The following is a 26,408-nucleotide window of genomic DNA, read 5'->3' on the forward strand; positions in this document are numbered from 1 at the left end:
ACCGTCACAGGTGGCGGTAGCGTCCGGGTGCCAGCTCCCACGGGTCCCGGCCGAGGAAGTCGGCGACGGCGCGGAAGACGCAGCTCTCGATGAGGAGCTTCTCGTCCTTCTCCTCGCCCTCCTGCGTGCGCAGGAACCGGACGATGGGCAGCCGGAAGAAGACGATGCGACGCTCGTCGTGGAGGACCTTCCAGCGATCGACGTGATCGTCGTGGATGGCCTCGGCCGGCGCGTCGGCCACCTGGAAGACCACGCCCTCGAGATCGGGCCACAGCCCCCGGAGGTAGGCCGCCGTGGAGGCGACCGTCACGTCGAACTCCTCGATGCGCGTGCGGAGGGGCTCGAGGTGCGGTCCGGTGACCGGCGAGCGCATGCCGCGCCCGTGCCGATCGCGCGAGCGGCGCCGCGCCGAGGATGCCGAGGCGACACGGCGGGATCGGGGCATGAATCCACTCTAGCGGCGCGCCCGGTCGCTACGCTGGGGTGGCCATGAGACGTTGTTCGCGCACCGCATGCGCCGCCGAGGCGGTCGCGACGCTCACGTACGACTACGCCGATTCGATGGCCGTCCTGGGTCCGCTCGCCTTCACGCGCGAGCCCCATTCGTACGATCTGTGCGCCCGCCACGCCGAGCGCACGTCGGCCCCGCGGGGATGGCAGATCATTCGGCACGTGACCCTCGGTGAGGTAGGGTTCACCGCATGAATCCCCCCGTTTCCTCGGGCGCTCGAGCGCGCCTCGACGCCAGCGTGAAGGCCTACGACGTGCGGGGGATCGTGGGCGAGGCGTTGACCGACGACGTGGTGGAGGCCCTCGGCGCGGCCTTCGCCGACGAGGTCGGTGCGGCCGGCGGGCGCATCGTCGTCGGACACGACATGCGCGACTCGTCCCCGGGCTTCGCCGCGGCCTTCTCCCGCGGGGCGACGGCTCGCGGGGCCGACGTCGTGGCGATCGGACTGTGCTCGACCGATGAGACCTACTTCGCCTCCGGCTCGCTCGACGCGCCCGCGGCGATGTTCACGGCCAGCCACAACCCGGCCGCGTACAACGGCATCAAGTTCTCGCGCGCCGGCGCGCAGGGCATCTCGCTCGAGACGGGTCTCGCGGCCATCCGCGACCGCGCGGGCGACTACCTCGACGCCGGCGGCGTGCCGCCCGTGGCGTCGCCCGGCACGGTGCGCGAGCTCGACGTGCTCGCGGACTACGCCGCGCACCTCCGCTCGCTCGTCGACCTCGCCGGCGTCCGACCGCTGAAGGTCGTGGTGGATGCCGGCAACGGCATGGGCGGGCTGACCGTCCCGGCCGTGCTCGGCGACGCGGCCGGACTGCCGGCGCTGCCGCTCGAGATCGTGCCCCTCTACTTCGAGCTCGACGGCACGTTCCCCAACCACGAGGCGAACCCCCTCGACCCGGCGAACCTCGTCGACCTGCAGCGTGCCGTCGTCGAGCACGGCGCCGACCTCGGCCTCGCGTTCGACGGCGACGCCGACCGCTGCTTCGTCGTCGACGAGCGCGGCGAGGCGGTCGACCCCTCGGCGGTCGCGGCGATCGTCGCGCTGCGGGAGATCGCCCGCGTGCGAGCCCTCGGCGAGGAGCAGCCCACGGTGATCCACAACCTGATCACCTCGCGGTTCGTCCCCGAGGCGGTCGAGGCGGCCGGCGGCATCGCCGTGCGCACGCGGGTCGGCCACTCGCTCATCAAGGACCGCATGGCCGAGACGGGGGCCGTCTTCGGCGGCGAACACTCGGCCCACTACTACTTCCGCGACTTCTGGAGCGCCGACAACGGCATGCTCGCCGCCATGCACCTGCTCGCGGAGTTCGGCGGCCAGCAGGCGCCCCTGTCGGAGCTCGCCGCGCGGTTCACCCCGTACGCGCTCTCGGGCGAGATCAACTCGACGGTGGAGGACGTCCCGGCCGCGTACGCGCGCATTGTCGAGGCCTTCACCGGTCGCGCCGACTTCGACGAGCTCGACGGGCTCACGGTCACGGGCATCACCGCCGAGGACGCCCCGTTCTGGTGGTTCAACGTGCGGCCGTCCAACACCGAGCCGCTGCTCCGGCTGAACGTCGAGGGCGAGGATGCGGCGACCATGGCCGCGATCCGCGACGAGGTGCTGGGCCTCATCCGGGCCTGACGTCCTCGCAGGGCGGCGCGCCTGCGAGAATGGAGCCCATGACGCTCGCCACCTCCACTGCGACATCCGCCCTGCCCTTCAAGGTCGCCGACCTCTCGCTCGCCGAGTCGGGCCGGCACCAGCTGCGCCTGGCCGAGAACGAGATGCCCGGCCTCATGGCGCTGCGCGAGGAGTTCGCCGCGTCCCAGCCGCTCGCCGGAGCACGGATCGCGGGCAGCCTGCACATGACGGTGCAGACGGCGGTGCTCATCGAGACGCTCACGGCGCTCGGCGCGCAGGTGCGCTGGGCGAGCTGCAACATCTTCTCGACGCAGGACGAGGCGGCCGCGGCGGTCGTCGTGGGCCCGGAGGGGACGGTCGACGACCCGAAGGGCGTGCCGGTCTTCGCGTGGAAGGGCGAGACGCTCGAGGAGTACTGGTGGTGCACCGACCGCATCTTCGACTGGTCGGCCGAGGCGGAGGCGGCGGGCGCCGACTGGATCGGGCCGAACCTGATCCTCGACGACGGCGGCGACGCCACGCTCCTCGTGCACCGCGGCCGCGAGTTCGAGGCGGCCGGCTCGGTGCCCGAGGCGACGGATGACGCGAGCGCGGAGTACCGCGTCGTGCTCGACACGCTGCGGCGGTCGCTCGAGGCCAGCCCCGACCGGTGGACCCGGGTCGCCGACGAGATCCGCGGCGTGACGGAGGAGACCACCACGGGCGTGCACCGCCTGTACGAGCTGCACGCCGCGGGCGAGCTCCGATTCCCGGCGATCAACGTCAACGACTCGGTGACGAAGTCGAAGTTCGACAACAAGTACGGCATCCGCCACTCGCTGCCCGACGGGCTGAACCGCGCGACCGACGTGCTCATCGGCGGCAAGGTCGCCTTCGTGGCGGGCTACGGCGACGTCGGCAAGGGCGCCGCCGAGGCGCTCCGCGGCCAAGGCGCGCGCGTGATCGTCTCCGAGATCGACCCCATCAACGCGCTGCAGGCCGCGATGGACGGCTACCAGGTCGCGCGGCTCGAGTCCGTCATCGACCAGGTCGACCTCCTCGTGACGGGAACGGGCAACAAGGACGTGGTCCGCCTCGAGCACCTGCTCGCGCTGAAGCACCTCGCGATCGTGGCGAACGTGGGCCACTTCGACAATGAGATCGACATGGCCGCGCTCGAGTCGCTCGAGGGCGCCGAGAAGGTCGAGATCAAGCCGCAGGTCCACGAGTGGCGCCTGCCCAACGGCCGCAGCGTGCTCGTCCTCTCCGAGGGCCGCCTGATGAACCTGGGCAACGCCACCGGCCACCCGTCGTTCGTCATGTCGAACTCGTTCGCCAACCAGGTGCTCGCGCAGATCGAGCTGTGGACCCGGCCGGACGAGTACCCGATCGGCGTGTACGTGCTCCCCAAGCACCTCGACGAGAAGGTGGCGCGCCTCCACCTCGACGCGCTCGGGGTCGAACTCACGGTGCTCACGCCCGAGCAGGCGGCCTACATCGGCGTGCCCGTCGAGGGGCCGTACAAGGTGGACCACTACCGGTACTGATCCGGTCGGCGAACGGATGCCGCGGGTGCACGTCGCGCCCGCGGCATCCGTCTGCCTGCGCCGGTCGCCGGGTCAGCGCTCGGGGAACCCGACCGGGCGCGACTCGAGCACCGGTTCGAGCGCGTCGAGACGTCGTCGTTCGAGCGCGAGGGCGGTGAGGTCGCGCTCGCGGCGGAGGGCGGCGACCGCTGCGAGGAAGAGCTCGGGATCGGCGGCGGGCACGGGCGACACGTACGGGGCGACCTCGGCGGCGAGCGACTGCGCGAGGCGCTGCCGACTGCCCGGGGCCAGGTGGACGGCGTTGCGGAAGAACGCGGCGACGCGACGCGCCACCGGATCGGGGAGCCGGCCCACGTCGGCGGTGGCGGCCCAGCCCGCGAGGGGAGCCGGCACCCCGAACGCGAGCGGCTCGTAGCGCGGCACGCGCTCGACCTGGCCGTGCGTGCCGGCGAGGATGTCGCCGAGGCGCTTCGAGTCGGGGTTGAGGAACCCGACGAGCACCGCGAGGCCGCCGAAGGTGAGCCAGATCTCGAGCACGCCCACCAGTGCGCGGATGAGCGCGTGCCGGAAGCCGATCGCGCCGCCGTCGTCGCGCACCACGCGGATGCCGAGGGCGAGCTTGCCGAGCGAGCGGCCGCGGGTGGCGGTCTCCACCGTGGTGGGCAGCACGACGAGGAGGGTGACGATCACCGCGATGCCGACCGCGCGGGCGGCGGCCTCGTCGAGGTCGAGGTTCACGATGGCGAGGAGCGCCGCGAGGCCGAGGACGACCGTGACGACCACGTCGATCAGGGCACCTCCGGCGCGCATCACCGCGCTCGCGGGCCGGACGTCGAGCGCGACGGCCTCCCCGGTGAGCACCGCCTCGTCGTCGACGCGAAACGCCGACCGGGCCGGGGCGGTCGGGTCGGGCATGGCTAGTATTCAAGCAGATGGACCTCGACGCGCTCGCCTCAGCCCGCCACGACGACTGGCAGCGGCTCGACGCGCTCTCCCGATCCGCCCGGCTCGACGGCGAGGACGCCGACGAGCTCATCGAGCGGTACCAGGCCGCCGCATCCGACCTCTCGCTCGTGCAGGCCACCGCCGGGTCCACGGCGCTCGGCGACCGGCTGTCGATCTCGCTCGCGCGGGCGCGGCTGCGCTTCACCGGGGCACCCGAGAACCCGCTCCGGCAGCTCTCCCGGTTCGCCTTGGTGCAGCTGCCCGCGGCCCTGTACCGGGTCCGCTGGCTGACGCTCGGCGTGGCCGTCGGCACGGTGCTCGTCGCCGCGCTGTACGCGCTCTGGGCCCTGTCCGACCCGCGGGTGATGGCGAACCTCGGCACCGAGGAGGAGCTGCGGCAGATCGCCGAGGAGGGGTTCGTCGCCTACTACTCCGAGAACCCGGCGGCGTCGTTCGCGGGGGCCGTCTGGACGAACAACGCCTGGATCGCGGCGCAGTGCGTCGCCTTCGGGATCACGGGCGTGTGGGTGCCGTGGGTGATCCTGCAGAACGCGCAGAACCTCGGCGTGACGGCCGCGATCATGTTCGCGTACGACGAGGCCGACACGTTCTTCCTCTACATCGCGCCGCACGGCCTCCTCGAGCTCACCTGCGTGTTCGTCGCGGCCGCGGCGGGCCTGCGCATCTTCTGGGCGTGGGTGGCGCCGGGTGCACGCACCCGCGGTCAGGCGCTCGCCGAGGACGCTCGGTCGCTGTTCACGATCGCCGTGGGGCTCGTGTTCTTCCTCCTCGTCGCCGGACTCGTCGAGGGGTTCGTGACGCCCGCGCCGTGGCCGTGGCCCGTGAAGATCGGCATCGGCGCGCTCGCACTGGCCTGGCTGCTCGTCTGGATGCTGGTCCTCGGTCGTCGTGCGGCCCGCGCGGGGGAGACCGGCGACCTCACGACGTTCGACGCGGGCGCCCGGCGGGCTGTCGCCGGCTGATCGCTCGGCCCGCGTTCAGAGCTGCCCGGCGGCCTTGAGCGCGAGGTAGTGGTCGGCGAGCGCCGGGGGCAGGTCGTGCGGCGCCGCGCTGACGCTCGACGCGCCGAGGCGTCCGACCGCCGCGGCGACGCGCTCCGCGTCGAGACGGGACCGCTCGGCCGCCGCCGCGGCGTACACGTCCGAGAGTTCGTCCCGTCGGCCGACCGCGCGTGCGAGCGCCGGATCGACGACCGAGGCGACGACGACCCGATGCCGGGCCGTGAGCTGGGGGAGGGTGCCGAGCAGTCCGCGAGCGCTGCCGGGGGAGTCGGCGGCGGTGAGGAGCACGACGAGCGCGCGGCGGCTCGTCACGCGGCGCACCTGCGCGGGCAGGCCCGCCCAGTCCGCCTCCACGAGCTCGGCGTCGATCCCGGCCATCGTGTCGACCATGCGCGCGAGCAGTTCCGGGCCGGCGGCGCCGTGGACGCGGCCGCGGAGCCGACGGTCCCAGGCGAGGAAGTCGACGCGGTCGCCCGCGTGGCTCGCAAGCGCGGCGAGCAGCAGCGACGCCTCGAAGGCCGTGTCGAGCCGGGGTTCGTCGCCGATCCGGGCCGCGGCCGTGCGCGAGGTGTCGGCGACGATCACGATCCGCCGGTCGCGCTCGGGCCGCCACGTGCGCACCATGAGCCGCGTCGAGCCGGGCTGCTCGGGGTCGGATCGCCGGGCGGTCGCGCGCCAGTCGATCGAGCGCACGTCGTCGCCGCGTACGTACTCCCTGAGCGAATCGAACTCCGTGCCCTGCCCGCGGATGAGCAGCGGCGTGCGACCGTCGAGCTCGCGCAGGCGCGTGAGGCGCGACGGCAGGTGGGCGCGCGAGTGGAAGGGCGGCAGCACGCGCAGCCGGCCGGGGGCGGCGAGCGTCGCCTGTCGTGCCCAGAGGCGCATGGGGCCGTAGGAGCGGATGGTGACCGCCTCCGTGCGGCGATCGCCGCGCCGGGTCGGGGTGAGCCGCTGGGCTATCCGGCGACCCTCGCGCGGCGGCACGTCGACGTTCGCCCGGTTCCGCCCGGACACGCCCGCGGACGGCGGCCAGCCGTCGCGCACGGTGGCGCGCAGCATCCGCTCGCCGAGGTTGCGCACCACCACGACGGACTCGACGGTCTCGCCGAGCCGCACCCGATCGGGCAGGTCGCGTGCGACGGCGACCCGTCGCGGCGAGGCCGCCAGCGAGAGGTCGACCACCCCCAGGCCGATCGCGAGCACGAGCCACCCGCCGAGCGCCGCCCACGCCGCCCCGGCGTCGGCGCCGAGCAGGACGACGGGCACGACGCCGAGGGCGACGAGGAACGTGAAACGGCCGGTGACGGACATGGCTTAGAGCGGCACCTGCACCTGCTGCACGATGCCGCGCAGCACCTGGTCGACCGCCACGCCCTCGAGTTCGGCCTCGGGGCGCAGCTGCACGCGGTGCCGCCACACGGGCAGGAGCATCGCCTGCACGTGATCGGGCGTGACCTTCTCGAATCCGGTGAGCCAGGCCCACGCCTTCGCAGCGGCGAGCAGGCCCGTCGCGGCGCGCGGGCTCACGCCGAGCCGCATCGACGGGCTCCGTCGCGTCGCGCGCGCGAGGTCGACCACGTACCCGAGCACGTCGTCGCCGACGCCCACGCGACCGGCGGCGGTCCGGGCCGCGGCGAGCTCGGCGGCGCCGACCACGGGCTCGACGCCGGCGGCCGCGAGGTCGTGCGGGTCGAAGCCGTCGGCGTGACGACGCAGCACCGACACCTCGGCATCGCGCTCGGGCACCTCGAGCACGAGCTTCATCAGGAACCGGTCGAGCTGGGCTTCGGGGAGCGCGTACGTGCCCTCGTACTCGATCGGGTTCTGGGTCGCGGCGACGAGGAACGGCGAGGGCAGCGGCCGGGTCACGCCGTCGACCGACACCTGCCGTTCCTCCATGGCCTCGAGCAGCGCCGACTGGGTCTTCGGCGGCGTGCGGTTGATCTCGTCGGCGAGCAGCAGGTTCGTGAAGACGGGGCCCTCGCGGAACGCGAACTCGCCCGAGCGGGGGTCGTACGCGAGCGACCCGGTGATGTCGCCCGGCATCAGGTCGGGCGTGAACTGCACGCGCCGCGTCTCGAGGTGCAGCGTGCGGCTCAGCGTGCGCACGAGCAGGGTCTTCGCGACGCCGGGGACGCCCTCGAGCAGCACGTGCCCGTCGGCGAGGAGCGCGATGATGAGGCCGGTGACGGCGCCGTCCTGGCCGACGACGGCCTTGCCGACCTCGGTGCGGACGCGGTCGAGCGCGGCGCGCAGCGCGGCGTCGTCGCGGGTCGCGTCGTGCGGCGTCGCCTCGTCGTGGAGCGGGTCGGTCATGGTCGCCTTCCTGTCGGTGCGGATGGGTCGGGGGAGTCGGGTCGGAGCGCCGCGCGCACGCGTCGCTCGAGGTCGTCGAGGTCGCGCGCGAGCGCGACGAGGTCGCGGTCGCCGCCGGGCAGCTCGTCGACGAGCAGGCGTCGAACGGATGCCGCGTCGCGGCCGATCGCGGCGGCGGCCGCCGTGACGACGACGTCGACGTGCGCGGACCTCGGCAGGCGCAGCAGGTCCTGCAGGCGCCGGACGGTGCCGATCCGCAGCTGGTCGAGGGCCCGGACCCGGGCGGACGAGCGCGCGTACAGCCGGGCGCGGCCCTCGCCCGTCTCGCCGGCGGGCACGTGCACGGGGAGATCCTCGACGACGAGCGGACCGAAGCGCCGTCCGCGCTGGATCCCCGCGGAGACGACCACGAGGGCGGCCAGGACGAGGACGGGGCTGACCCAGCCCGGGATGAGCTCCTGCAGGGTGGGCGCGGCCGCGACGTCGGCGTCCGCCGGCCCCGGCAGGTACCACGCCAGCTCGTCGGTCGTGCCGAGGAGCCCGATCGCGAGCGCGGCGTTGCCGGCCTCGCCGACGGTCTCGTTGACGAACGGCGCGGTCGATCCGACGAGCGCGACCTCGGCTCCGCCCGGCGCGGGGCCGGTGACGACGGCGAACGCCTCGTCGTCGGCGAAGCAGCCGGCGAATCCGGATGCCGCGGCCTCGTCGTCGACCGTGAGGAGCCCCTGCCCTGCCGACAGCCCGCCCGCGCGCTCGGCGGCCGGGAGCTCGCAGCCGACGTCGTCGAGCGCCCCTCCGGCGGCACCCGCGAGTCGCACCCCCGGCGCGAGCACCTCGAGGGCGGCGAAGTCGGGCCGCGCGACGACCAGGCGATCGGCGGCACGTGCGAGATCGGCGAGGCCGTCGCGGCCGAGCAGTCCCTGCTCGTCGTGGAGGAGGACGGTCGCGCCGCCGCGCGCCGCACGCTCGGCCTGCTCGAGCGAACGGACCTCGACGACCTCCACGCCGCGCGCGGCGAGCACCTGGGCGAGCGCGCGGGCGCCTCCGGGCGCGGCGTTCTCGGCGCTCATGGGCGTCCCCGCGGGGCGCGCGACGCCCTGGACGAACGCGAGCACGAGCGCGCCGAGCAGGACGGCGCCCGCGATGACGATCCAGGGCCGGCGCCGGCGCGCGAGCGTGCGGAGGCGAGGGGTGAGCGCGCGGTTCGCGCCGTCCGGCCCGGTGCCGTCGGGCTCCGCGCCGACCGATCCGCGCGCGGTCGCGGGTGCCGGCGCGCTCATGCGCCGCTCCCCGCGAGCGGGGCGGCGAGCTCGTCACCGGAACCGGCGGGACGGGACCCGGCGAGGGCGGACTCGAGCGCCGTCACGCGGCGGTACTGCGCCTCGGTGCCCGAGCGGCCGAGGTAGCGCACGGCGTCGAAGTCGGCCGCCGCGGACTCGAGCTCGGCGGCTCGGTCGGGGAACGGCCGGGACGCGGCATCCGCCATGCCGTGCGCCGTCGTGCCCGGGTGCACCCGCACGAGCTCGCGCTCGACGAGCGAGCGCACGATCGCGCGGAACCGCTCCTCGACGGCCAGCGTCCAGTCGCCGGATGCCGCGGCCGCCTCGGCTGCGCGGCGCAGGGCAGCGGCGTCGCGCACGTCGCCGTCGTCGAACAGCGGCACGGGCGCCCCGGCCCGGCGACGCAGCCGCGGCAGGCCGAACACGAGCAGGGCGACGCCCACGAGCGCGGCGACGACGAGGACCGCGATGAGCGCGAGGGCCGGCATCGGCAGCCCGCCGGCCCCCTCGAAGAGGCCGACGAGCCAGTCGCGCACCGCCTGGGCGAACAGGTCGAACGCCGTCGGCTCCGCCGCGCGGTACTCGGGCTTCGCGAGCTCGTCGAGCACCCACCGTCGCGCCTCGGGCGCGTCGGGGTCGAGCGGCGGCTCCCACCGCACGGGGCCGGTCAGGACCACGTCGGCGCGGTGCCGGCGGTCGGCGGCCCGGCCGGAGCGGCGGGCACGGTCTCGTACGGGTCAGACACGTCGCGCCCGGCGTCGCGGGCCTCGACGTGGCGTTCGAGCTCGAGGTCGAGCCCCTCGCCGCGCATCCGGAGGTCGATGTAGATGACGGCGATGAGGGCCGCCTGCACGACCGAGGTGATCGCGCCGATGAGGATCGAGAGGACGAGCGTCGCGATCGTGGTGGCGATCGAGATGGCCAGGTAGGTCTCGCCCGCGCCGGGGTCGAGCACGCTCGCGAGGATGGTGCCGAGCAGCGACACGGGCTGCACCACCACCTGCGCGGCGAACGACAGGATCAGCCCGACCAGGAGGATCAGGCCGAACGTGCGCCAGAAGTTGCCGTTCGTGAGGGCCCACGAGCGGCGCATGGAACGGCCGATGCCCGCGCGCTCGAGCACGATGACGCTCGGCACGAGCGCGAGCTTCGTGCCGAGCCACGCGCCGAGCACGACCAGTCCGAGCACCGCCACGACGGCGAGCCCCGCCGCCGTGAGCGCTGCCTCGGGGGAGATGAACGCGGCCGCGATGACGCCGCCGAACACGAGCCCGAGCACGACGAGCACGACCGCGCCGACGAGGAGCGTCCAGCCGATCAGCGGGCCGATGCGGCGCGCGGCCCGGCGCCAGAGCTGTCCGAACGTGAGCTTCTCGCCCAGGGTGCCGCTCGCGACCTCCACGACCATCACGCCCTGCAGGAACGCAGCCGCGACCACCGAGACCGCGATCGGCACGAGCGAGAGCAGGACCACCCAGCCGACGGCGCCGGAGAGGATCGCGTCGAGGTCGGCCTCGCTCGCCGTCTCGACGCGCGAGAAGATCCAGAAGAAGAGGGGCACGAACACGGCGGCGGACGCGATCGCCGACACGAGCTGCACGACGAGGCCCGTCCCGAACACGGGCGCGGGGTTGCGGCGGAGCGTGCGGAAGGGGGCCCAGAGCAGCGTGCCGAACGACATGGGCCGCAGGGGGAGCAGGCCGGGCTTCGGCGGCGGCGTCCAGCCGGCCGGGCCGGGCGCCGCGCCGTACTGGCCCGGGGCCGCGCCGTACGGCCCGGGAGTCGTTCCGTACGACCCCGGAGCCGTTCCGTACGGCCCGGGAGCGGACGCGTATCCGGGCGGCGGTCCGTAGGGCGGGGGCGCCGCGGGCGGGAGCGGGGGCGCCACCGGCGGCACCGGCGGGGTCGGACCGGGCGCAGGGCCGGCGCCCGTGGCATCCGTCGCGTCGTCGGGACCGCCGACGGGCGGCTTCCAGTCGTGGTCGGGCACGTGCGGCGCTCCTTCTCCGGGGTTGCCCCAATGCTGCCACAGGCCCGCCCCGGCCGGTCCCGGCTGTCGAGCCACTACGCTGGAGGCACCTGGTTCCCCGCCGGCGGTGCGCCGGCAACGACGGAGAGCAACGGATGACGCCACGCGTACTCGTCGTCGACGACGACACGGCCCTCGCCGAGATGATCGGCATCGTGCTGCGCACCGAGGGGTTCGACCCGTCGTTCTGCGCCGACGGCTCCGGCGCGGTCGCCGCGTTCCGCGAGACCAAGCCCGACCTGGTGCTGCTCGACCTCATGCTGCCCGGGATGGACGGCATCGAGGTGTGCGGCCGCATCCGTGCGGAGTCGGGCACACCGATCATCATGCTCACGGCCAAGAGCGACACGGCCGACGTCGTGCGCGGGCTCGAGTCCGGAGCCGACGACTACATGGTCAAGCCCTTCAACCCGAAGGAGCTCGTCGCCCGGATCCGCACGCGCCTGCGGCCGGCGCCCGAGTCGGCGGTCGAGACGATCTCGATCGGCGACCTCGTGATCGACGCGGCCGGCCACGAGGTGCGCCGCGGCGACGAGCGCATCAACCTCACGCCGCTCGAGTTCGACCTGCTGCTCACGCTCGCGTCGAAGCCGCAGCAGGTGTTCACGCGCGAGATGCTGCTCGAGCAGGTCTGGGGCTACCACTACAAGGCCGACACGCGCCTGGTGAACGTGCACGTGCAGCGGCTCCGCGCCAAGGTCGAGCACGACCCCGACAACCCCCGCATCGTGATGACCGTGCGCGGCGTCGGCTACCGAGCCGGCGCCACCACCTGAGACGGGCGCGATGACCGCGGCGGCGAACCCGGCGGCGCGCAGCCTCGGCTGGATCCGCGCGCAGTCCCGCCGTATCGGCACGCTCTGGCGGCGCTCGCTGCAGTTCCGCACCGTCCTCATCACGCTCGGGCTGTCGAGCCTCGCGATCCTCGTGATCGGCTTCACGATCTCGTTCACCGTCGCCTCGAACCTGTTCTCCGACCAGGTCGACCGCGTGCTGGCCTCGTCGGCGACGGCGACGGTCGCGGCCCAGCGATACCTCGAATCGTCGGATGCCGCGGACCGCGCCTCGGTCCAGGCCGTCACGAGCTCGGCGCTGCAGACCGTCACCGGCGTCTCCGGCAGCGCCGACATCGCGCTGTTCCGCGCGCCGGGGACGCCGCCCGCGTCGATCGCCCCGCCGGACTTCCTGAGCCCCGACCTCGGCGGTCGCATCACCGCCGACCTGCGCGAGCGGGTGCAGGAGAACCCGACCGGCCAATACTGGCAGTCGATCGAACTCGTCAACAGCCGCGGCGAGTCGGTGCCGGGCATCATGGTCGGGTCGCAGCTCGAGATCCCGGGCGCGGGCTTCTACGAGCTCTACATCGGCTACGACCTCGCGGATGCGGCGCAGACGCTCGCGTTCGTGCAGGCGACGGGCGCCGTCGGCGCCGTCGCGCTCATCGCCCTGCTGTCGGCCATCACGCTCGTCGTCGTGCGCTGGGTGATCGAGCCGATCCAGGCGGTGGCGGCCACGAGCCGGCGCCTCGCCGCGGGCGACCTCGGCGTGCGCCTGCCGGTCCGGGGCGAGGACGAGATCGCCACGCTCGCGGCATCCTTCAACGGCATGGCCGACACGCTGCAGTCGCGCATCCGCGAACTCGCCGAGCTCTCGGTCATGCAGCAGCGGTTCGTCTCGGACGTCTCCCACGAGCTGCGCACGCCGCTGACGACCATCCGACTGGCCGGCGACGTGCTCGACGGGCAGCGGGACGACTTCCGCCCGGCGACCGCCCGCACGGTGGAGCTGCTCCGCACGCAGACCGAGCGGTTCGAGAACATGCTCGCCGACCTGCTCGAGATCAGCCGGTACGACGCCGGCTCCGTGGAACTCGAGACGGAGCCCACGAACCTCGTCCACCTGGCCGGCGAGACGATCGAGTCGATGCACGAGCTCGCCGTCGAGCACGGCAGCGAGCTCCGGCTCGAGGCGCCCGGCGGGCACCTCGACGCCGACGTCGACCCGCGCCGCATCCGCCGCATCGTGCGGAACCTGGTCGGCAACGCGATCGAGCACGGCGAGGGCCGCCCCATCGTCGTGTCGGTCGACAGCAACGAGACGGCGATCTCGCTCTCGGTCCGCGACTACGGCATGGGCATGAGCGAGGAGGACGCCGCTCGGGTGTTCGACCGGTTCTGGCGGGCGGACCCCAGTCGCCGTCGCAGCATCGGGGGCACCGGGCTCGGGCTCGCCATCTCCCTCGAGGACGCCGTCGCGCACGGGGGGACGATCGACGTGTGGTCGCGGCAGGGTCGGGGCACCGTGTTCCGGCTCACGCTCCCTCGGCGGCGCGGGATCGAGCCGGTCGTGCCGCCGCTGTCGCTCGAGCCCGACGACCCGGATGCCACCGAGCCCAGGCCGCCGTCCGCCCATCCGACCGACACCGCCGCGATCCGGGAGGTCCGTGATGCGTGACCTCACCCGCCGCGCGGCCGCGATCGCCGCCCTGGCGGTCGCCGCGACGCTCACGGGATGCGCGGCCATCCCGACGAGCGGAAACGTCAACGCCGGCGTCGCGCGCCCGGCGGAGGAGCCCGTGGACCTCGACGTGCTCGTCCGCCAGCCGCAGGGCGGTGAGACCCAGCAGCAGATCCTCGAGGGGTTCATCGAGGCCGCCGCGAGCCCCCGCGGGAACTACGACATCGCCCGCGAGTACCTCACGCCGGCCTTCGCGAGCGAGTGGGCGGCCGACGCCGGCACCACGATCGACGTGCTGGCCGACCGCACGTTCAACCAGTTCGGCGAGCGGGGCATCCGGGTCCAGGTGGTGCCGTCGGGGAGCCTCGCGCCGAACGGCCAGTACCTCGAGTCCGCGACCACCGCGCCGGTCCAGCTCCAGTACGAGTTCGAGCAGGTCGACGGCGAGTGGCGCATCTCGGCCGCGCCGCCGGGCCTGCTGGTCGACGAGACCACCTTCCAGATCGTGTACCGCGACTACACGCTCGCGTTCTTCGATCCGCAGTACCGCTTCCTCGTGCCCGACGTGCGCTGGTTCGCCGGGCGGGAGTCCGCCCAGACGAGCATCGTGCGCGCCCTCCTCGCCGGGCCGGCGGAATGGCTCGCGCCCGCCGTGGTGTCGGCGATCCCCGAGGACGTGACGCTCGATCCCGCGACCGTGCCGGTCACCGACGGCGTCGCCGAGGTCTCGCTCGTCGGCGCGGCCTTCGACAACCTGCTGACGGTGCAGCGCATGCAGTACCAGCTCGAGCAGAGCCTCGCGGGGGTTCGGAACGTCCGCAACGTCGAGCTCGCGCTGAACGGCGCGCCCGTGGAGGCGCCCGACCTCGCGCAGGAGCCGCAGCGCACGCTGCGGATCGACCCGAGGCCGGTCGTGTACGACGGCGAGGCGTTCGGCTTCCTGTCGGGCGGCGACGAGCTCTCGCCCGTACCGGGCATCTCCGAGCAGGTCGTCGCCCTCGAGCCGACCGGAGCCGCGCTCGGTCCCGGCGACGACGCCGCCGCGGTGCGCGCCGCCGACGGGGTCTGGCTGGTGCGTCCCGACGAGGAGCCGGTGCTGCTCGATCCGCGCGACGGGCTCGTGGTGCCGGCGCTCGACATCGACGACGTCGTGTGGTCCGTGCCGGGCGACGCGCCCGACGCGCTCGCCTGGTTCGCGGTCGACGGTTCGGCCGCCGGCGAGCAGATCCCCGTTCCGTGGAGCGGGTCGCGCATCGCGGCGATCGAGCTGTCGCGCGACGGCACGCGGCTCGCGGCCCTCCTGGCCGACGGCGCGCGATCGCGCGTGGTCGTCGCGTCGGTCCAGCGCGACGAGGCCGGGCTCCCGGTCGCCCTCGGGCCGGTGGTGCTCGAGCTGGCGGGGGCGGTCGGCGAGCCGCTCGACCTCGCCTGGCTCGACTCGGGGTCGATCGGCGTGCTGACGGCGTCGGCGTCGGGTGCGCGGGTCGGCCTGCAGGAGGTCGGTGCGCCGGACACCGCGGGCGAGGGGCCCGAGGGCGCGGTGCAGCTCGACGGCGCGAACAGCCAGCGCGACCTCCGCGTCCTGACGTCGGACGGCGACCTGGCCACCCGGGCGGGCGCGACGTGGCAGGTCCAGGACCGCGGCATCCGGTTCCTCGCCACGCAGCAGTCCGGCTGACTCGTCCTCCACGGGTCCGGTGCGCGCTGCCGGTGCACGCGTGCCGCCGAGGCGAGCGGATGCCGCGGGCGTCGCGGGTCACGATGGCCGGGTGCCTCCGCTCGCCCGTCCCGTCCGCACCGCCGTGCTCGACGCCCTCGCGCTCGTGCTGCCGGTCGACTGCGCCGGGTGCGGCGCGCCCGATCGCTCGGTGTGCGACGCGTGCCGAGCTGCGCTCGCGCCCGCCCTGGTGCGCACGAGCCGGGCGGTCCTCGGCGGGACCGACGGCATCGCCGTGTGGGCCGGCCTCGAGTACGCGGGCATCGCCTCGAGCGTCATCCGCTCGATGAAGGACGCCCAGCGAACGGATGCCGCGGCCGCGCTCGCCCCCGCCCTGCGCGCCGCCCTCGCGGCGGCCTGCCGCGACCCGGTCGGCGGGATGCCGCCGACGCGGCTCGAGATCGCCGCCGTGCCGTCCACCCGGGCCGCGCGGTGCGAGCGCGGGTACGAACCGGTCCGCCTGCTCCTCGGCCGCGCCGGCTTCCGCGCCCCGGCGGTGCTCCGCACGCGGGAGGGACGGCTCGACCAGGCCCACCTCGGCCGCGAGGCGCGGCGGGCGAACGCCGCGGGATCCATGGCCCCGCTGCGCCGCCTCGACGGGCGCACCTTCCTGGTCGTCGACGACGTCGTCACCACCGGCTCGACGCTCGCGGAGGCGGTCCGCGCCATCCGTTCGGCGGGCGGCACCGTGCATGCCGCGGCGGTCGTGGCCCACACGCCCAGGCGCGTCCCGGAGATCTCCCTGCCAGTTGGTGAACGGCCCGTGACATCGGCGGGCGGGCGGACTACGGTGTCAGGACAGGCGTGGTCGAACCACCCTTCCAACCCGGGTGACACGCCGGTGGATGGAGGTCGTCATGGAACTGAACATCGTCGGACGCAACCTGGAAGTGACCGATCGATTCCGCGCCTACGCGGCTGAGAAGGCCGAGAAGGTGTCCAACCTCTCGGACCGTGCGATCTCGCTCGACGTCAAGGTCAGCAGGCACAACGAGAAGAACGGCAACACCGGGCTGGACCGCGTCGAGCTCACCCTCGTCGGCAAGGGGCCCCTCGTCCGGGCCGAAGCCGACGGCTCCGACAAGTACGCGGCGTTCGACGTCGCGCTCGGGCGGCTGCTCGAGCGCATCCGACGGGCCAAGGACCGTCGCAAGGTCCATCGCGGCGGCAGTCGCCGCCCCACCTCGCTGCGCGAGGCCACCGAGGGCGGCTTCGCGGGCGTCGGCGTGCAGGCCGCCGACGTCGAGGTGCTCGAGCGCGTGCGCACCGGCGAGATCCCCATCGTCCGGGAGAACTCGGACGCCTCGGCCGAGGAGGCGCCGTACTCACCGGTCGTGATCCGCCGCAAGGTGTTCAACGCCACCCCGATGACCGTCGACGACGCGCTGTACCACATGGAGCTCGTCGGCCACGACTTCTACCTCTTCATCGACGTCGAGACGCACCGACCGAGCGTCGTGTACCGCCGGAAGGGCTGGGACTACGGCCTGATCGGCCTCGACGAGCACGGCAACGCCGACGCGACCGCCGAGTCGGGACAGGCGGACCTGGCCCGAGCCGGCGCCTGACCCGCGTCCCGCCGACCCGTCGGCCCGGCGCCCGGCGACTCCTGCCGGGCACCGGGCCGACGCCCAGTCCGCAGCCCAGTAGCATGGCTATGATGACCGTCTGCACAGGCGGATCCTCCGGCGTGCGCGGGTGCCCCACCCCGCCGTCGCACGCCTGACGACAACGGGAGAGCAGTTCGTGGCTTCGATTCTGGAAAAGGTCCTCCGCGTCGGCGAAGGTCGCACCCTCAAGCGGCTCGAGAACTACGCCGCCGCGATCAACGCCCTCGAAGACGACTTCCGGGCGCTCAGCGACGACGAACTCAAGCACGAGACCGTCGAGCTCCGCGAGCGCTACGGCAACGGCGAGTCGCTCGACGACCTCCTGCCCGAGGCGTTCGCCGCGGTCCGCGAGGCGAGCCGTCGCACCCTCGGCCTCCGCCACTTCGACGTGCAGCTCATGGGCGGCGCGGCCCTCCACCTCGGCAACATCGCCGAGATGAAGACGGGCGAGGGCAAGACGCTCGTCGCGACGACGGCCGCCTACCTGAACGCGCTCACGAGCCGGGGCGTGCACATCGTCACGGTCAACGACTTCCTCGCGAGCTACCAGTCCGAGCTCATGGGCCGCGTCTTCCGCGCGCTCGGCATGTCGACCGGATGCATCGTGGCCGGCCAGACTCCCGCGGTCCGTCGCGAGCAGTACGCCGCCGACATCACGTACGGCACCAACAACGAGTTCGGGTTCGACTACCTGCGCGACAACATGGCGTGGCAGGCGTCCGACATGGTCCAGCGCGGCCACTACTTCGCCATCGTCGACGAGGTCGACTCGATCCTCATCGACGAGGCCCGCACGCCGCTCATCATCTCCGGCCCCGCCTCGGGCGAGGCCAACCGCTGGTTCACCGAGTTCGCGCGCCTCGCGCAGCGGCTGGTCCCCGGCGAGGACTTCGAGGTCGACGAGAAGAAGCGCACCGTCGGCGTCCTCGAGCCCGGCATCGAGAAGGTCGAGGACTACCTCGGCATCGACAACCTCTACGAGTCGGCGAACACGCCCCTCATCTCGTTCCTCAACAACTCGATCAAGGCGCGCGCGCTCTTCAAGCGCGACAAGGACTACGTCGTGATGAACGGCGAGGTGCTCATCGTCGACGAGCACACCGGACGCATCCTCGTCGGGCGCCGCTACAACGAGGGCATCCACCAGGCGATCGAGGCCAAGGAGGGCGTGCAGGTCAAGGCCGAGAACCAGACCCTCGCGACGGTCACGCTCCAGAACTACTTCCGCCTGTACGAGAAGCTCTCGGGCATGACCGGTACCGCCGAGACCGAGGCGGCCGAGTTCATGTCGACCTACAAGCTCGGCGTGGTCGCCATCCCGACGAACAAGCCCATGGTGCGCATCGACCAGCCCGACCTCGTCTACAAGAACGAGGAGGCGAAGTTCGCCCAGGTCGTCGAGGACATCGTCGAGCGGCACAAGAAGGGCCAGCCCGTCCTCGTCGGCACGACGAGCGTCGAGAAGAGCGAGTACCTCTCGCGGCTGCTCGCCAAGAAGGGCGTGCGCCACGAGGTGCTGAACGCGAAGAACCACGCCCGCGAGGCCGCGATCGTCGCGCAGGCCGGCCGACTGGGTGCCGTCACCGTCGCGACGAACATGGCCGGTCGCGGCACCGACATCATGCTCGGCGGCAACGCCGAGTTCATGGCGGTGCAGCGGATGCACGAGCGCGGGCTCAGCCCCGTCGACACGCCCGACGAGTACGAGGCCGCCTGGGACGCCGTGTTCGACCAGACCAAGGCCGAGGTCGAGCAGGAGGCCGAGAAGGTGCTGGCCGCCGGCGGGCTCTACGTGCTCGGCACCGAGCGTCACGAGTCGCGTCGCATCGACAACCAGCTCCGCGGCCGATCGGGCCGCCAGGGCGACCCCGGCGAGAGCCGCTTCTACCTCTCGCTCACCGACGACCTCATGCGCCTGTTCAACGCGGGAGCCGCCGAGAGCCTGATGTCGCGCGGCGTGCCCGACGACGTGGCCATCGAGTCGAAGGTCGTCACGCGCGCCATCCGCTCGGCGCAGTCGCAGGTCGAGGCGCGCAACGCCGAGATCCGCAAGAACGTGCTGAAGTACGACGACGTCCTGAACCGCCAGCGCGAGGCGATCTACTCCGACCGCCGGCACATCCTCGAGGGCGACGACCTGCACGACCGCGTGCAGTCGTTCCTCGAAGAGGTCATCGACGAGGTGCTCGACGAGCACACCGCCGAGTCCAGCCCCGACGAGTGGGACTTCGACGCGCTCTGGGCCGAGCTGAAGACGCTGTACCCGATCGGCATCACGATCGACGAGGTCGTGGCCGAGGCCGGCGAGAAGGGGCGCGTCAACCGCGACTTCGTGCGCCGCGAGATCCTCTCGGACGCCAAGCTCGCCTACCAGCGTCGCGAGGAGCAGCTGGGCAGCCCCGCCATGCGCGAGCTCGAGCGGCGCGTGGTGCTCTCGGTCATCGACCGCCGCTGGCGCGACCACCTCTACGAGATGGACTACCTCAAGGACGGCATCGGCCTGCGCGCCATGGCCCAGCGCGACCCGCTGGTCGAGTACCAGCGCGAGGGCTACGCCATGTTCCAGCAGATGATGGGGCAGATCCGCGAAGAGACCATCGGCTTCCTCTTCAACCTCGAGGTCGAGGTCGCGCAGCAGGGTGCCGCCCCGCGCATCGAGGCCAAGGGCCTGCAGCGCCCCACCGCTCCTGAGGACAAGCTCAGCTACTCCGCCCCGAGCGACTCGGGCGGGGTGGAAGTGCGCAACCAGCGCGGGCAGATCCAGCAGGCGGCCACGCAGCGCGCCCGCCGCGCCGTCGCCGCACAGCAGCAGCCGCAGCAGCCCGCGGCCCGCGGCGCGTTCGGGCAGCGCACGGAGGGCGACGCCGCGCCGATGAACCGGCAGGAGCGTCGCGCGCAGGATCGCAAGGGGCGCTGACCACGACCACGACGAACGGCCCGGGCGACGCCCGGGCCGTTCCGCGTCTCGGCACTTCGCGGTACGCCTCGCGCGAGGTCGTCTAGGCCGATCGACGCGACTCGAGGAACCAGGTGTGCACCGTGCCGATGCCCTTGACGTCCACGGGACCCCGGGGCCGGAGTCGGAAGCCCTCGGCGAGGCGGTCCGCCACCGCGTCGGTGACCTGGATCGAGTCCGGAGGTGCGGTGGACTCCATGCGGCTCGCGGTGTTGACGGTCGTGCCGTAGACGTCCCACAGGAAGCGGGAGGCGCCGATGACGCCGGCGACGATCGGTCCGACGGCGATGCCGACGCGGAGGTGCACCGCCGGACGTTCTCCGATCGCGTGCGAGGCGGCCAGTGCCCGGGCGTCGAGCGCGAACCCCGCGAGGGCGTCGAGGTCGGCCTCGTCGTCGAGCCCGCCGGTGATCACGAGGTACGCGTCGCCGATCGTCTTGACCTTGGTGAGGCCGTGCCGGGCCGCGAGGTCGTCGAGTGCGCCGAACAGGCGATCCAGGTCCTGCACGAGGGCGTCCGGGGAGAGTGTCTCCGAGAGGCTCGTGAAGTCGACGATGTCCGCGATGAGGACCCCCACCCCGTCGAGGCGATCGGCGATCGGCTGCTCGCCCGCGACGAGTCGATCGGCGATCGCGCCCGGGAGGACGTTCCGCAGGAGCCGGTCGGAGCGGTCCCGCTCCTCCGCCAAGGCGGCGGTGAGTCGGTCGCGCGAACGGACGTACGCGCGCATCGCGACGAAGACGATCGTGGACACCGAGACGATGTTGACGGCGAAGAACAGCGTGACCACGCGGGGGTCGAGGGCGGGAGCGGTCGCACTGAGCACGCCCTCGAGTGGCACCATGGCCGCCACGATGGCCACGTAGAGGGCGAACACGAGCCCGGGTCGTCGTACGCGGCTGAACGAGAGCGCGCCGATCGGTGCGGATGCCGCGAAGAGGATGACGCCGCTGCTGTTCGCGAAGCCCCCCAGGGCGACGTGGACGAGCGGCGGCAGCGTGAGGAACATCGTCAGTTGGGACCGGCGGAACCACCGGTCGTCCCGGGTCGCGCGAAGGTGTGCGAGGCCCGCGATCGTGGCGACGATGTAGACGGTCGGGATGGCCGCGGCCATGGGGACCCCGATGGCGTAGTAGAACGCCGCCCAGGGCGCGACCACCACCGAGGTGAAGACGGCGGTGAACGTGAGGACCCGCTTCTCCATGCGGCGGCCGTCGTCGTCGCCCGGAGCCACGCCGAGCGAGGCGATGGCCGTGCCCGCCGCCGTGATGCGCCGGGCCGCCGAGCCGCGGTCCATGGCATGAGGCTAGGGGATGGGCCGGCGAGGTGCCATCACCCGGGGACCGGTGGGACCCGGGGAGTCGCGGATCAGAGCACGCTGATGACGCTCGCGCGCCAGCGCTGGTCGAGGCCCTCCAGGCGGATGGCCACCGCTCGCGATCGAGCGCGCTGGTGCACCATGACCACCGCCTCGACGATGCCGTCGGCGGGCTCGTCGATCATCACCCGTCCGACGGTGAACGCGGGCCGTTGCGGGACGAGCCCCTTCGCTCGCCGTGCTCGGGCCGCCAGCACGACGCGCTTCGAGAGGTTCCGATAGACGTCGTCGGTCACCCAGCGCGCGAGCTGCTCGAGGTCGCGCGCACCCGCGAGGACCTCGATGACGCAGTGGGTCAGGTTGCGCAGCAGCTGTTCGGGGTCGTCGAGCTCGGCTCGCCCGGAGCGCTGGCGGGAGAACTCGTCGTCGTCGAAGAACAGGCGACGCGCGACGGCCCCTTCGACGACGGGGGTTCTGGGCGCGCTGGGGAGGCGAGCGGTCATGGATGCTCCAGTAGGGTGGGGCCCGTCAGCCGGCATGCGTCGACGCGGTGTCCCCTGTTCGGGGGGTAGGAGGGTCTGACTGAACGGTACGGTCGAGCGCTCACGGGTGTCAAGGGAAATCCGCCCCTGTGGAGAAGTGCGTCGGCTCCGGCCCTGCCGGGTAGCGTCGGCGCATGCGCTGGGACCTGCTGTTCGACGACCTGGAGTCGCAGCTCGACCGCGAGCAACGCGAGGAGGAGCGCGTGCTGGCGCTCGAGTCCGAGCGGCTGCGGCTCGCCCGGCTGTCGCTCCGGGAGCGCATCATGGCGCTCGCCGCGGCCGACGGGGAACGCGGCGGCATCCGCCTCGAGCTCGCGGGAGGACGCACGCTGCTCGTGCAGCCCACGACGTTCGGCCGCGACTGGTTGAGCGGGCACCTCGTCGTGCAGAGCGGCCGGAGCCAGTGCATCGTCCCGATGGACGCGATCGCCGCGGTCGCCGCGGGTCGTCGCCAGGTGGACGAGAGCCTCACGCGCGTGCCGGAGTCCTCCACCAGGATCGCCGAGCGCATCGGGCTCGCGTTCGTGCTGCGGGACCTCGGTCGGCGTCGCATCCCCGTCGATCTCGAGTCCCTCGACGGCCGGCACCACGGCACGATCGACCGCGTCGGCCTCGATCACCTCGACCTCGCCCTGCACGAGCCGGGGACCCCTCGGCGCGAACGCGACGTCCGCGGCTACCGGTTGGTGCCGTTCGCCCGCGTCGTGGCGGTGACGGTCCAGTGAAGCGCCTCAGTCGACGGCGCGCGGCCCTCCGGCGCGCAGGCCGGACAACTCGATGACGTTGGCGAACTCGCCCTGATGCCATGCCGAACGACGCCGCGTCGCCTCGTACTGGTCGTCGATCCACAGCTCGAGCTGGGTGCGCTCGACGCGCCATGGCCCGCGTTCGCCGACTCGGATCGCGGGCAGCTCGCCCGACAGGATCAGGTCGTGCACGGTCTCGACGTCGACGGCGAGCACCTCGGCCGCATCGGCGACCGTGAGGAAGCGGCCGATCGCATCGCCCGGACCGTTCTGGATCATCACTCGATTATCGACCTCGCCGTCGGACGCCGTCCGCGGTGTGGATAACTTCACGGTGACCTCGCGGCAAGGCGCCACCATGGTCCCGGCGACCGAGGAGAGGAGTCGGAATGGCGGTTCGCAGCGCACGACGAGAGCGGGGCTCGACGCGAGTCGATCCCCGCCTGCTCATCGGGCTGGCGCTCGTGGCCGGATCCAGCCTCGGGATCTGGGCGCTCGTCGAGGCGCTCGACGGCACCCGCGAGGTCCTGGTCGCCCCGGCGACGCTCACGCCGGGCACGCGCGTGGAGGCCGCCTCGCTCCGGGTCGAATCCGTCCGGCTCGGCGCCCTCGCCGACGGCTACCTCGGCCCCGACGACCTCCCCGAGGGCGGTCTCGTGGTGGTGCGCACCGTGCAGGCGGGCGAGCTCCTGCCCGCGGCATCCGTCGCCGACCGCGAGCGCGCCGACCTCGCGGTGGTGGTCGTCACGAGTTCGCGTCCGCTGCCGGGCGAGGTCGCGCCGGGCGCCCTCGTCGACGTGTGGACCGCCGCCGAGGTCGAGCGCGGCGCGTTCGAGCCGCCGGTGGTTCTGGTGCCCGGTGCCGAGGTCGCGGCGGTCGCCGAATCCGACGGCATGATGTCGACGGGCGGGCCCACGGTCGAGTTGCTGATCCCGCGCGAGAAGACCGCGGCGCTCCTCGAGGCGCTCGCCGCGGGCGACGCCGTCGACCTCGTCCCCGCGACCGGCGCGGTCCGCGACTGATGGCCCGTCTCGCGCTCGCCCTCGATCCGTCGCTCGAGGACCGCATCCTCGCCGACCTGGTCGAGTCGGGGCACACGATCGTGGCCCGGCTGGTCGGATGGCGCGACGTGCTCGACTGCCTCGACGTCGTCGGGCCGGAGGTGGTCGTCGTCGGCGCGGGCCGCGCGACACTGACGCCCGAGCTGCTCGCCGCGTGCGACGAGCGCGGCATCCGCTGCATCGCGCTCGCGGATTCCGACCACGATCGCGCGCAGGCCAATCGCATCGGGCTCCACGAGGTGCTCGATGCCGGGGTCCCCGTCGCCGAGCTCGAGGCCCTCGTCAGCGGCGGGGTCACCGTCCCGTCGCGTCTGGGCGACCCGGCCACCGCCGGCCGCGACGCCGGCCCGGCGAACGGGATCGTGGCGGTCTGGGGCCCGGCGGGCGCCCCGGGCCGGACCACCGTCGCGGTCAACGTCGCCGCCGAGCTCGCCGCCGCGGGCCACCGCGTGGCCCTCGTCGACGCCGACCCGTACGGCGGCGCCGTCGCGCCGATCCTCGGCCTGCTCGACGAGGCGCCGGGATTCGCCTCGGCGTGCCGGCTGGCCGGTGCGGGGGCGCTCGATCGCGCCGAGCTCGAGCGCATCGCCCAGCGCTACTCGTCGCCGCGCGCCCCGTTCGAGGTGTTCACGGGGCTCGTCGGCCCGAGCCGATGGCCCGAGCTCTCCGACGAGCGCGTCACGGCCGCGCTCGCGGCCATGCGCGATCGGTTCGAGTACGTCGTGGTCGACACGGGATTCTCGCTGGAACGCGACGAGGAGCTCATGACCGACCAGTTCGCGCCGCGGCGCAATGCCGCGACGTTCGCCGCACTCGCGGCGGCCGATCGCGTGCTCGCCGTCGGCCTCGCCGACCCAGTGGGACTGTCGCGGCTGCTGCGTGGCCACGGCGAGCTGGTCGACCTCGTCGACGCCGAACGCGTCGACGTGGTGGTGAACCGCGTGCGGTCGAGTGCGCTCGGCCTCGATGCGCATGCGCAGGTCCGCCAGACGCTGCGGCGGTTCGCCGGGCTCGCCGAGGCGACGCTGCTCCCGCACGACGGGCGGGCGACGGATGCCGCGATCCTCATGGCGCGCACCCTCCGCGATGCCGCGCCGCGGTCGCCGCTCCGCGCGGCACTGCGTGCCTACGTCGACGACCGGCTGCTGCCCGAACCGGAACCCGCGCCGCGCCGGCGCGCGCTCCTGCCGGTCGGCCGCCGGCGCGCCGCGGTGGCCTGAGCAGGCGGTCAGTGCTCGCTACGCTGGGTCTGTGTCGACCCTCAGTGATCTCGTCCTCGCCCAAGGGCGCAGCAGCCAGGCGGACGTGGACTGGCTCCACATGCTCGTCGGCGACCTCCAGCTCCTCGCCGACCTCGCCTTCGCCGACATCGTGCTCTGGGTGCCGTCGGGCGATGACGACTTCGTCGCCGTCGCGCACTCGCGTCCGTCGAGCGCGGCGACCCTGTTCTACCGCGACTTCGTCGGGCAGGCGATCCGTGCGGAGTGGCGCGACCTCGTCTCGCAGGCGTTCGACTCGGGCGCGATCGTCGACTCCTCGGCACCCGACTGGTACGAGGAGATGCCGACGCGCGTCCGCTCCGTGCCCGTGATGCGTCGGCTCTCCGTCACCGGCACCGAGCTGGCGCCCGAGCCGGTCGCCGTCATCACCCGGCACACCAACCTCGGGTCGACCCGCACCCCGAGCCGTCAGGAGCTGACGTTCAACGACTGCGCGGCCGAACTGTTCCAGATGATCGCCTCGGGGGACTTCCCCGACCTCGGCGCGCCGACGGGCCCCCGGCGCGGCGCGCCGCGCGCGTCGGACGGGCTCATCCGCCTCGACGTCGACGGCATCACGACGTTCGCCAGCCCGAATGCGCTGTCGGCGTTCAACCGCATGGGCTTCGACGACGAGCTCGAGGGCCAGTCGCTCGCCGATGTCGCGTCGCGGCTGCTCAGCGGGCGGCTCGACGTCGACGAGTCGCTGCCGCTCGTCGTCACCGGGCGCGCACCGTGGCGCACGGACGTCGAGTCGCGCGGTGTGACGGTGTCCCTCCGAGCCATCCCGATCCGTCGCCGCGGCGAGCGCACCGGAGCGATCGTGCTCACGCGCGACGTCACCGAGCTGCGCCACCAGGAGCAGGAGCTCATCACCAAGGATGCGACGATCCGCGAGATCCACCATCGCGTGAAGAACAACCTGCAGACGGTCGCGTCGCTGCTGCGCATCCAGGCACGGCGCACGCACTCCGACGAGGCGCGTGACGCCCTCACCCAGGCGATGCGGCGCGTCGGTGCGATCGCCGTCGTCCACGACACCCTCTCCGAGGGCCTCAGTCAGAACGTCGACTTCGACGAGGTGTTCGACCGCGCGCTGCTGCTCGTGGCCGAGGTCGCCGCAGCCCACAACACGACGGCGCACCCGAAGAAGTCGGGGACGTTCGGGGTGCTGCCGAGCGCCTACGCCACGCCGCTCGCCCTCGCGCTCACCGAGCTCGTCACGAACGCGGTCGAGCACGGCCTCGCCGGGCAGGAGGGCGACGTGGAGGTCATCGCGAGCCGGTCCGAGACGATGCTCATCGTGCAGGTCCGCGACACCGGCTCAGGGCTGCCCGAGGGCAAGGTCGGCGAGGGCCTCGGCACCCAGATCGTCCGGACGCTGATCCAGGGCGAGCTCGGCGGGACGATCGACTGGCACACCGTGGTCGGCAGTGGCACCGAGGTGACGATCGAGGTGCCGCTGCGCTGGATCACGAAGCCCTGA

Annotated in this window: 23 protein-coding genes and 1 pseudogene; 14 read left to right on the top strand and 10 right to left on the bottom strand. The window is 73.3% G+C overall.

The window, feature by feature from the left end; all coding sequences use genetic code 11:
- Positions 1 to 4 precede the first annotated feature (4 nt).
- Positions 5 to 445, bottom strand: coding sequence for a metallopeptidase family protein (locus tag M1L56_RS04480; RefSeq protein ID WP_248598336.1), 441 nt, complete (start codon positions 443 to 445; stop codon positions 5 to 7).
- A 44-nt stretch (positions 446 to 489) separates the two neighbouring features.
- Here M1L56_RS04480 and M1L56_RS04485 point away from each other — a divergent pair.
- From M1L56_RS04485 to ahcY, 3 genes and pseudogenes are all read left to right on the top strand, one after another.
- Positions 490 to 669: pseudogene (locus M1L56_RS04485) on the top strand (DUF3499 family protein); the annotation flags it as partial.
- Positions 670 to 701: 32 nt separating this feature from the next.
- Entirely contained in the window at positions 702 to 2,138 is a 1,437-nt protein-coding gene (locus tag M1L56_RS04490) for a phosphomannomutase/phosphoglucomutase (RefSeq protein ID WP_248598337.1), read from the top strand.
- A 38-nt stretch (positions 2,139 to 2,176) separates the two neighbouring features.
- Positions 2,177 to 3,664: an adenosylhomocysteinase gene (ahcY, locus tag M1L56_RS04495; protein ID WP_248598338.1), complete on the top strand. Its 1,488-nt coding sequence runs from the start codon at positions 2,177 to 2,179 to the stop codon at positions 3,662 to 3,664.
- Positions 3,665 to 3,736: 72 nt separating this feature from the next.
- Here the strand turns inward: ahcY and M1L56_RS04500 are convergent, their stop codons facing one another.
- Positions 3,737 to 4,579, bottom strand: a complete 843-nt coding sequence (locus tag M1L56_RS04500; RefSeq protein ID WP_248598339.1) for an RDD family protein — start codon at positions 4,577 to 4,579, stop codon at positions 3,737 to 3,739.
- A gap of 17 nt (positions 4,580 to 4,596) precedes the next feature.
- Here M1L56_RS04500 and M1L56_RS04505 point away from each other — a divergent pair, with 17 nt between their 5' ends.
- Positions 4,597 to 5,592: a stage II sporulation protein M gene (locus tag M1L56_RS04505; RefSeq protein WP_067946753.1), complete on the top strand. Its 996-nt coding sequence runs from the start codon at positions 4,597 to 4,599 to the stop codon at positions 5,590 to 5,592.
- Between the two features lie 15 nt (positions 5,593 to 5,607).
- On the opposite strand, the gene M1L56_RS04510 is transcribed toward M1L56_RS04505, so the two are convergent.
- Genes M1L56_RS04510 through M1L56_RS04530 form a run of 5 tightly spaced genes read right to left on the bottom strand, consistent with a single transcriptional unit; the run spans position 5,608 to position 11,217 of the window.
- Entirely contained in the window at positions 5,608 to 6,942 is a 1,335-nt protein-coding gene (locus M1L56_RS04510; RefSeq protein WP_248598340.1) for a DUF58 domain-containing protein, read from the bottom strand.
- 3 nt (positions 6,943 to 6,945) lie between these two features.
- Positions 6,946 to 7,947, bottom strand: a complete 1,002-nt coding sequence (locus M1L56_RS04515) for a MoxR family ATPase (RefSeq protein WP_067946757.1) — start codon at positions 7,945 to 7,947, stop codon at positions 6,946 to 6,948.
- Positions 7,944 to 9,227, bottom strand: coding sequence for a DUF4350 domain-containing protein (locus M1L56_RS04520; RefSeq protein ID WP_248598341.1), 1,284 nt, complete (start codon positions 9,225 to 9,227; stop codon positions 7,944 to 7,946). Before M1L56_RS04520 ends, M1L56_RS04515 begins: the two co-directional genes overlap by 4 nt.
- A complete protein-coding gene (locus tag M1L56_RS04525; RefSeq protein WP_248598342.1) occupies positions 9,224 to 9,904 on the bottom strand; it encodes a DUF4129 domain-containing protein in 681 nt (226 codons plus the stop codon). The genes M1L56_RS04520 and M1L56_RS04525 overlap by 4 nt, the downstream gene beginning before the upstream one ends.
- Complete coding sequence (locus tag M1L56_RS04530) at positions 9,895 to 11,217, bottom strand: glycerophosphoryl diester phosphodiesterase membrane domain-containing protein (RefSeq protein WP_248598343.1); 1,323 nt, start codon at positions 11,215 to 11,217, stop codon at positions 9,895 to 9,897. Before M1L56_RS04530 ends, M1L56_RS04525 begins: the two co-directional genes overlap by 10 nt.
- Before the next feature lie 134 nt (positions 11,218 to 11,351).
- Between M1L56_RS04530 and mtrA the strand changes: the two genes are divergently transcribed.
- The 6 genes from mtrA to secA all read left to right on the top strand — a co-directional run bounded on the left by mtrA (position 11,352) and on the right by secA (position 19,957).
- Positions 11,352 to 12,032, top strand: a complete 681-nt coding sequence (gene mtrA, locus M1L56_RS04535) for an MtrAB system response regulator MtrA (RefSeq protein ID WP_067945115.1) — start codon at positions 11,352 to 11,354, stop codon at positions 12,030 to 12,032.
- Between the two features lie 10 nt (positions 12,033 to 12,042).
- Positions 12,043 to 13,710, top strand: a complete 1,668-nt coding sequence (gene mtrB / locus M1L56_RS04540) for an MtrAB system histidine kinase MtrB (protein WP_248598344.1) — start codon at positions 12,043 to 12,045, stop codon at positions 13,708 to 13,710.
- Entirely contained in the window at positions 13,703 to 15,391 is a 1,689-nt protein-coding gene (locus M1L56_RS04545) for an LpqB family beta-propeller domain-containing protein (RefSeq protein ID WP_248598345.1), read from the top strand. Before mtrB ends, M1L56_RS04545 begins: the two co-directional genes overlap by 8 nt.
- 91 nt (positions 15,392 to 15,482) lie before the next feature.
- Positions 15,483 to 16,352, top strand: coding sequence for a phosphoribosyltransferase family protein (locus M1L56_RS16070; protein ID WP_248598346.1), 870 nt, complete (start codon positions 15,483 to 15,485; stop codon positions 16,350 to 16,352).
- Entirely contained in the window at positions 16,288 to 16,998 is a 711-nt protein-coding gene (hpf, locus tag M1L56_RS04555) for a ribosome hibernation-promoting factor, HPF/YfiA family (protein WP_248598347.1), read from the top strand. The genes M1L56_RS16070 and hpf overlap by 65 nt, the downstream gene beginning before the upstream one ends.
- A 178-nt stretch (positions 16,999 to 17,176) precedes the next feature.
- Positions 17,177 to 19,957 (top strand): preprotein translocase subunit SecA, encoded by a 2,781-nt coding sequence (secA, locus tag M1L56_RS04560; protein WP_248598348.1) that lies wholly within the window; start codon positions 17,177 to 17,179, stop codon positions 19,955 to 19,957.
- An 82-nt stretch (positions 19,958 to 20,039) separates the two neighbouring features.
- On the opposite strand, the gene M1L56_RS04565 is transcribed toward secA, so the two are convergent.
- Together M1L56_RS04565 and M1L56_RS04570 are read right to left on the bottom strand one after the other, a co-directional pair.
- The gene (locus M1L56_RS04565; RefSeq protein ID WP_248598349.1) at positions 20,040 to 21,293 is read right to left on the bottom strand and encodes an adenylate/guanylate cyclase domain-containing protein; all 1,254 of its coding nucleotides are present in this window, start codon (positions 21,291 to 21,293) and stop codon (positions 20,040 to 20,042) included.
- A 71-nt stretch (positions 21,294 to 21,364) separates the two neighbouring features.
- A complete protein-coding gene (locus tag M1L56_RS04570) occupies positions 21,365 to 21,817 on the bottom strand; it encodes an Rv3235 family protein (RefSeq protein ID WP_231878490.1) in 453 nt (150 codons plus the stop codon).
- Between the two features lie 173 nt (positions 21,818 to 21,990).
- Here M1L56_RS04570 and M1L56_RS04575 point away from each other — a divergent pair, with 173 nt between their 5' ends.
- The gene (locus tag M1L56_RS04575) at positions 21,991 to 22,581 is read left to right on the top strand and encodes a hypothetical protein (protein ID WP_248598350.1); all 591 of its coding nucleotides are present in this window, start codon (positions 21,991 to 21,993) and stop codon (positions 22,579 to 22,581) included.
- 6 nt (positions 22,582 to 22,587) lie between these two features.
- Here M1L56_RS04575 and M1L56_RS04580 read toward each other — a convergent pair whose 3' ends face one another.
- The gene (locus M1L56_RS04580) at positions 22,588 to 22,881 is read right to left on the bottom strand and encodes a helix-turn-helix domain-containing protein (protein ID WP_248598351.1); all 294 of its coding nucleotides are present in this window, start codon (positions 22,879 to 22,881) and stop codon (positions 22,588 to 22,590) included.
- Positions 22,882 to 22,991: 110 nt separating this feature from the next.
- On the opposite strand from M1L56_RS04580, the gene M1L56_RS04585 reads away from it, so the two are divergent.
- Genes M1L56_RS04585 through M1L56_RS04595 form a run of 3 tightly spaced genes read left to right on the top strand, consistent with a single transcriptional unit; the run spans position 22,992 to position 26,408 of the window.
- Complete coding sequence (locus M1L56_RS04585; RefSeq protein WP_248598352.1) at positions 22,992 to 23,624, top strand: hypothetical protein; 633 nt, start codon at positions 22,992 to 22,994, stop codon at positions 23,622 to 23,624.
- Positions 23,624 to 24,883, top strand: a complete 1,260-nt coding sequence (locus tag M1L56_RS04590) for a P-loop NTPase (RefSeq protein WP_248598353.1) — start codon at positions 23,624 to 23,626, stop codon at positions 24,881 to 24,883. The genes M1L56_RS04585 and M1L56_RS04590 overlap by 1 nt, the downstream gene beginning before the upstream one ends.
- 31 nt (positions 24,884 to 24,914) lie before the next feature.
- Positions 24,915 to 26,408, top strand: coding sequence for a sensor histidine kinase (locus M1L56_RS04595; protein ID WP_067945151.1), 1,494 nt, complete (start codon positions 24,915 to 24,917; stop codon positions 26,406 to 26,408).

This window comes from Agromyces sp. C10 (genome assembly GCF_023217995.1).
Classification (GTDB): Bacteria; Actinomycetota; Actinomycetes; order Actinomycetales; family Microbacteriaceae; genus Agromyces; species Agromyces indicus.